Origin of the sequence: Pseudomonas sp. NPDC089741, assembly GCF_044748825.1 — a bacterium.
GTDB lineage: Bacteria > Pseudomonadota > Gammaproteobacteria > Pseudomonadales > Pseudomonadaceae > Aquipseudomonas > Aquipseudomonas helmanticensis.
On the sequence record NZ_JBIVGT010000078.1, the window covers coordinates 1 to 2,701 of the forward strand.

A 2,701-nucleotide genomic window follows, 5' to 3' on the forward strand; every position below is an offset into this window, starting at 1 on the left:
TCTCCGCTGGGCTCACGCGGGCGCAGAACCTCGCGGGGCGCCGGGTCAGCGCGTTCGGTCAAAGTCATCCATGAACCGAATGTCGAGATTCTTCGCGGTGATGTTGGGTGCATCAGTAGAGCGTCAAGCAGTCAGGCTGCGGTAACAACCCGACCAATCAGGCGGAAAGTCTCGTACTAGAGAGGCCAGCCGTCGTGACCCTGTGGTCAGCGGGCGGCATTATACATAGGTAGCTGGCAATCTGCCGATGGTTCATATGCAACCAATCTCGTCCATTGGTCTAAAGGTCGCAGGGCAGGGTGGCGCGTAGAGTCGTTGCGAATGCTTGAGTTTGGCGCTTTTCCCTTTGCTTTCAGGCTTGTACGAAACGAGTTGTGCGATTGCCGGGAACAGAGGGTTTGCGTGTTGATTTAACTGGGTTACGCTCGAACCAAGCCAGATGTTCAATCCAAACAATGGAGTTCAGCATGGGTTACAAGAAGATTCAGGTTCCAGCCGTCGGCGACAAAATCACCGTCAATGCAGACCATTCTCTCAATGTTCCTGATAACCCGATCATCCCCTTCATCGAAGGTGACGGCATTGGTGTCGACATCAGCCCGGTGATGATCAAGGTTGTCGATGCTGCAGTTCAAAAGGCATACGGCGGTAAACGCAAGATTTCCTGGATGGAAGTCTACGCCGGGGAAAAAGCCACTCAGGTTTACGATCAGGACACCTGGCTGCCGCAGGAAACCCTCGACGCAGTCAAGGATTACGTGGTTTCCATCAAAGGCCCGCTGACCACGCCGGTCGGTGGCGGCATTCGTTCGCTGAACGTGGCCCTGCGTCAGCAACTCGACCTGTACGTCTGCCTGCGCCCGGTGCGCTGGTTCGAAGGCGTGCCGAGCCCGGTGAAAAAGCCTGGCGACGTCGACATGACCATCTTCCGCGAGAACTCCGAAGACATCTATGCCGGCATTGAGTGGAAGGCCGGTTCGCCGGAAGCCACCAAGGTCATCAAATTCCTTAAAGAAGAAATGGGCGTCACCAAGATCCGTTTCGACGAAAACTGCGGCATCGGTGTCAAGCCGGTTTCGCTGGAAGGCACCAAGCGCCTGGCACGCAAGGCCCTGCAATATGTGGTCGACAATGACCGCGATTCACTGACCATCGTGCACAAAGGCAACATCATGAAGTTCACCGAAGGTGCCTTCAAAGAGTGGGCCTACGAAGTGGCCGCCGAAGAATTCGGCGCGACCCTGCTCGACGGCGGCCCGTGGATGCAGTTCAAGAACCCGAAAACCGGCAAGAATGTTGTGGTCAAGGATGCCATCGCCGACGCCATGCTCCAGCAGATCCTGCTGCGCCCGGCCGAATACGATGTGATCGCCACCCTCAACCTGAACGGCGATTATCTTTCTGACGCCTTGGCCGCAGAAGTGGGCGGTATCGGTATCGCGCCGGGCGCCAACCTGTCCGATACCGTGGCCATGTTCGAAGCGACCCACGGTACCGCGCCGAAGTACGCCGGCAAGGATCAGGTCAACCCGGGTTCGCTGATTCTCTCGGCAGAAATGATGCTGCGCCACATGGGCTGGACGGAAGCGGCGGATCTGATCATCAAGGGCACCAACGGCGCGATCTCGGCCAAGACAGTGACCTATGACTTCGAACGTCTGATGGACGGCGCCAAACTGGTTTCCTCTTCAGGCTTCGGCGATGCGCTGATCTCGCACATGTAAAACGCAGGCACACAAAAACCGCCTGACTCGATGAATTGAGTCAGGCGGTTTTTTTATTGCCGGTATTCAGAGGTAAATCAGTCAGCTCATCGCTTTGGCAGTCGCGGCAGCGGCAGCAGCAGCGGCGCCGACAGCCGCGCCTTCAGCGGCACTGGATGGTTTCTCGATGACAGCATTGATGCCGACCGCATGCAGTCCTTTGGGGCCTTGAACAATATTGAAAACCACGGCTTGTCCTGCCTTGAGGGTTTTATACCCGTCCATTTCAATGGCGGAGTAATGGGCAAAGAAGTCGATCTCTTTCCCGTCCTCGTCGCGGCCTTCGCGGGCGTCGGTATTGATAAAGCCGAATCCCTTGGCATTGTTGAACCATTTCACCTTGCCGACAGCCATGCTCAAATCCCTCTGCAACAGACTCCATCGCTGGAGTATCATCCAAGTCATCCGCAATCTAATCCGTTAAAAGGATTGACTCCGCGGATCTTTTTTACCCACTGTGGGCTCTATTGGTTGTAACACCGTTTTCCCGATAGTCAAGGTGACCGGGCAGTCGGAGTTGAAAACGTGGACAACCGCCCCCACCACTGTATTTGCACAACTGACGAACCTTTCTTTCCATGCATGCAATCAGCCAGATTCGACTAACATTCAATCAGGATCGCCCGACTCTCCAAAAGGATCACCCGGAGGAACACGACGACGATTCGGCGGGCGTTGCTGTTCAGGAAGCAAAGCCTGCATTACAGGCGCCGCCGATGTACAAGGTGGTTTTGTTCAACGATGACTACACACCGATGGATTTCGTCGTCGAAGTGCTCGAGGTGTTTTTTAACCTGAATCGCGAGCTGGCGACCAAGGTCATGCTGGCCGTCCACACAGAAGGACGGGCAGTATGTGGAGTGTTTACCCGCGACATCGCCGAGACAAAGGCCATGCAGGGACGCCAGTCCGGCGGGGCACGGCGGCCGGGCCTACGG

General features: G+C 56.1%; 3 protein-coding genes. 2 read left to right on the top strand and 1 reads right to left on the bottom strand.

All coding sequences use genetic code 11. The annotated features are described in order from the left end of the window. Positions 1-467: 467 nt before the first annotated feature. On the top strand, positions 468-1,724 hold the full coding sequence (gene icd / locus ACIPZE_RS28800; RefSeq protein WP_007920207.1) for an NADP-dependent isocitrate dehydrogenase: 1,257 nt from the start codon (positions 468-470) through the stop codon (positions 1,722-1,724). Positions 1,725-1,805: 81 nt separating this feature from the next. On the opposite strand, the gene ACIPZE_RS28805 is transcribed toward icd, so the two are convergent. After that, positions 1,806-2,117: a cold shock domain-containing protein gene (locus ACIPZE_RS28805; protein ID WP_129394513.1), complete on the bottom strand. Its 312-nt coding sequence runs from the start codon at positions 2,115-2,117 to the stop codon at positions 1,806-1,808. A gap of 224 nt (positions 2,118-2,341) precedes the next feature. On the opposite strand from ACIPZE_RS28805, the gene clpS reads away from it, so the two are divergent. Continuing rightward, positions 2,342-2,701, top strand: a 360-nt coding sequence (gene clpS, locus ACIPZE_RS28810; protein ID WP_400776819.1) for an ATP-dependent Clp protease adapter ClpS, incomplete at its 3' end; no start/stop codon positions are given.

Coding starts and splice junctions, on each gene's coding strand:
- icd (WP_007920207.1), top strand. CDS start 468: ATGGGTTACAAGAAGATTCAGGTTCCAGCCGTCGGCGACAAAATCACC.
- ACIPZE_RS28805 (WP_129394513.1), bottom strand. CDS start 2,117: ATGGCTGTCGGCAAGGTGAAATGGTTCAACAATGCCAAGGGATTCGGC.